We start from the raw sequence: 2,276 nt of genomic DNA on the forward strand, positions 1-2,276 counted from the left end.
GGTCGAGGGCGAGGACGGCTACCAGCTGATCTGGTCCCGCCCCAACAGGGACTGAGATCCGGACAGGCCCCGCCGGCCAGGCGGGGCCAACCGGCCACAAGGACAAGCCGGCGGCAGGCATCGAGCCTGCCGCCGGACTTTTCGGTGCAATACGGAACCGGAATTTGTCTGCTCAGTGGAGGCTATCGTGCCGGGAAGAAATGCCTGCCTCAAGGACGAGCGGTGCCCCCAATTTTGCCTCTGCTCCGGTTCCCTCCACTCCAACAAAATCGGCTCCCCCACTCGCCGGCTCCGCCGGTCGCTTCCGCGCTCCTTGACCCCGTCATCTCTTCCCGCCCCGCCGTCTCGTCTTTCACGAACTCAAGGAGATGAGACGATGACCATCGAACGGCACATCGAGGAGCTGCGCGCCGAGTTGAGGAACGCCTGCGACGCCGTCGAGCGCCGCCAGGTCGAAGCGGAGCTTCAGCTCGCCGAGGCCGATCTGGCCGTGGCGCTTGCCGAACAGGACGGCATCATCGAAGCCGAGCCGCCTTTCTGAGGCGGCTCTCATTCTGCCGTAATATCAGCCTGTCGGCCGGATCGACCGGCCTTCCGGCTGTCAGGGATTTCATCCCTCGACACTCCCGCCGGCTCGCGCCGGATACGGTCACGCCCCCTTTGTGGGCGTGGGTCTCTTCTCTCTATGACGTCCCATCGTACTCCAGCAAATCCGGCGTCAAGGACGGCGCGGTTTCCCCCAATTTTTCCGCCGCTGTCGCTTCCCGAAAAAATCGGTTCCCCCGCTTGCGCGCCGCGTCCCGCGATCCTTGACCCCTCTTTGCCACGGAGTGGCCAATCTCCGTCATCAAGATGAAGGAGATCACACAATGACATCTGACCAGAACCTTGCGCTCTACACCAAGCTTTCCGGTTTCCGGCTCGTCGTCCTGGCAAACCGCTTCGGCTGCGATACCGACGTCTCGCGAAAGCTCCATGATCGACTGCTCGAAGGGCTTGAGGCGGCTACCGGTCGTATCCAGACCATCATGGCATTGGAGCGGAGCGTTCTTGCCGGCGACGACGAATATGCCGCGTACCGGCTGGAAGGTGAGACCGAGATCTTCGGACGCCTCACCATCAATCTGCTGGATGAACTGGACATCGATTTCGACACGCACGAATACCGCGTCAATGGCGGCGATTGGTCCATCGCTTTCACGGCGGACTATACCGGCGTCGACATCGACTATCCGGAGCTGATTGCGCTCACCGACGACGAACTCGGCTCACTTGCGCCGGTCATCAAGGATATCACACGGGAAACCGGTATCGCAGTAACTGCCTCCCGTGTCAGCTACATCAGGTGCCCAGCATCATAATCAATCCGTCGGCGGGCTCGACCATCCGGAGGGCGGCGAGAGCGGCCCTTCGTTGAGATGCCGACGAGACCATCGCAATGATCGCGAGAACGACCAGCTGAGTCTCTTCCTTTCGACCTGCCGTCATCTCTCATCGGGGATGTTGCAGCCCGTGCGTCGCGACGCAACCTGCCGCCGCCAGAATTTTCCCCGCCGCGTTCTGCGGCTCCTCGCCGATCAAAATTCAGTCGCCGGCAAGTCCTCCACATTCGTTTCGGCCCTCTGGGTGCGTCCCTCCTTTCCGGTCCGCCACTATCCCCGCGATGACCGCAATTCGAAAGGAGAAACACATGCAACAACTCGCTCAATTCCTCGCCGCCACCGGCCGTCGGCTCCGTTCTCTCGGCAAGGTGATCAGCCACTTCTTCCGCAAGGGTAAGCTCGGCCTGAAGCTTGCGATCAAGATCCCGTTCTTTATCGAAATCGAGGTATTCTTCGAGACCGATTGGAACCGGCGCCGATGAGGCATATTGGCCCGCTTCGGCGGGCCTTTCTCAACTCGCCACGGTGGCGCGCGGGCGGTAACCGCGTTTTCGCTTTTGTCGGAGCAGATCGAGAAACAATTCGACTGCTTCCTCTTCCCGCCCGAAATGATGGATCATCGTCTGACCCTTTGCGCCAATGCGCCCCCATTTCCTGAGCAGGCAAACATCGCCAAAGAGGTTCGGTTCGATCGACATGGCATAGTAGCGCGCCATGTTCTTCGCCACATCGGTGCGTTCGACATAGAGGTGATAGGGCTGTGCGATCATGAGACCAGAATCGCCGATCGCCGGAATCGCGTCCAACGACACTTATGAATCGGTCGGCGCAGATCGATTCATAACTGTGATGATAGGCCAAAAATCCCGAGAGGTTTAGGCGACCGCCTTCGGC

The 2,276-nt window shown here is 60.5% G+C and carries 4 protein-coding genes; 3 read left to right on the forward strand and 1 reads right to left on the reverse strand.

Features of this window, described 5'->3' with window-relative positions; genetic code table 11:
- Nucleotides 1–376 precede the first annotated feature (376 nt).
- The 3 genes from GGI60_RS31605 to GGI60_RS31615 all read left to right on the forward strand — a co-directional run bounded on the left by GGI60_RS31605 (nucleotide 377) and on the right by GGI60_RS31615 (nucleotide 1,864).
- On the forward strand, nucleotides 377–541 hold the full coding sequence (locus GGI60_RS31605; RefSeq protein WP_176439512.1) for a hypothetical protein: 165 nt from the start codon (nucleotides 377–379) through the stop codon (nucleotides 539–541).
- 328 nt (nucleotides 542–869) lie between these two features.
- Nucleotides 870–1,361, forward strand: coding sequence for a hypothetical protein (locus GGI60_RS31610; RefSeq protein ID WP_183934986.1), 492 nt, complete (start codon nucleotides 870–872; stop codon nucleotides 1,359–1,361).
- A gap of 329 nt (nucleotides 1,362–1,690) precedes the next feature.
- A complete protein-coding gene (locus GGI60_RS31615) occupies nucleotides 1,691–1,864 on the forward strand; it encodes a hypothetical protein (protein ID WP_176439513.1) in 174 nt (57 codons plus the stop codon).
- Nucleotides 1,865–1,894: 30 nt separating this feature from the next.
- On the opposite strand, the gene GGI60_RS31620 is transcribed toward GGI60_RS31615, so the two are convergent.
- Nucleotides 1,895–2,152, reverse strand: a complete 258-nt coding sequence (locus GGI60_RS31620; protein ID WP_183934987.1) for a WGR domain-containing protein — start codon at nucleotides 2,150–2,152, stop codon at nucleotides 1,895–1,897.
- Nucleotides 2,153–2,276 lie beyond the last annotated feature (124 nt).

Origin of the sequence: Rhizobium lentis (assembly GCF_014200175.1) — a bacterium.
In the GTDB taxonomy this organism is placed as follows: Bacteria; Pseudomonadota; Alphaproteobacteria; order Rhizobiales; family Rhizobiaceae; genus Rhizobium; species Rhizobium mulingense.

What these genes read in the sequence shown, in the direction of transcription:
- GGI60_RS31605 (WP_176439512.1), top strand. Translation starts at nt 377, where the DNA reads ATGACCATCGAACGGCACATCGAGGAGCTGCGCGCCGAGTTGAGGAAC.
- GGI60_RS31610 (WP_183934986.1), top strand. Translation starts at nt 870, where the DNA reads ATGACATCTGACCAGAACCTTGCGCTCTACACCAAGCTTTCCGGTTTC.
- GGI60_RS31615 (WP_176439513.1), top strand. Translation starts at nt 1,691, where the DNA reads ATGCAACAACTCGCTCAATTCCTCGCCGCCACCGGCCGTCGGCTCCGT.
- GGI60_RS31620 (WP_183934987.1), bottom strand. Translation starts at nt 2,152, where the DNA reads ATGATCGCACAGCCCTATCACCTCTATGTCGAACGCACCGATGTGGCG.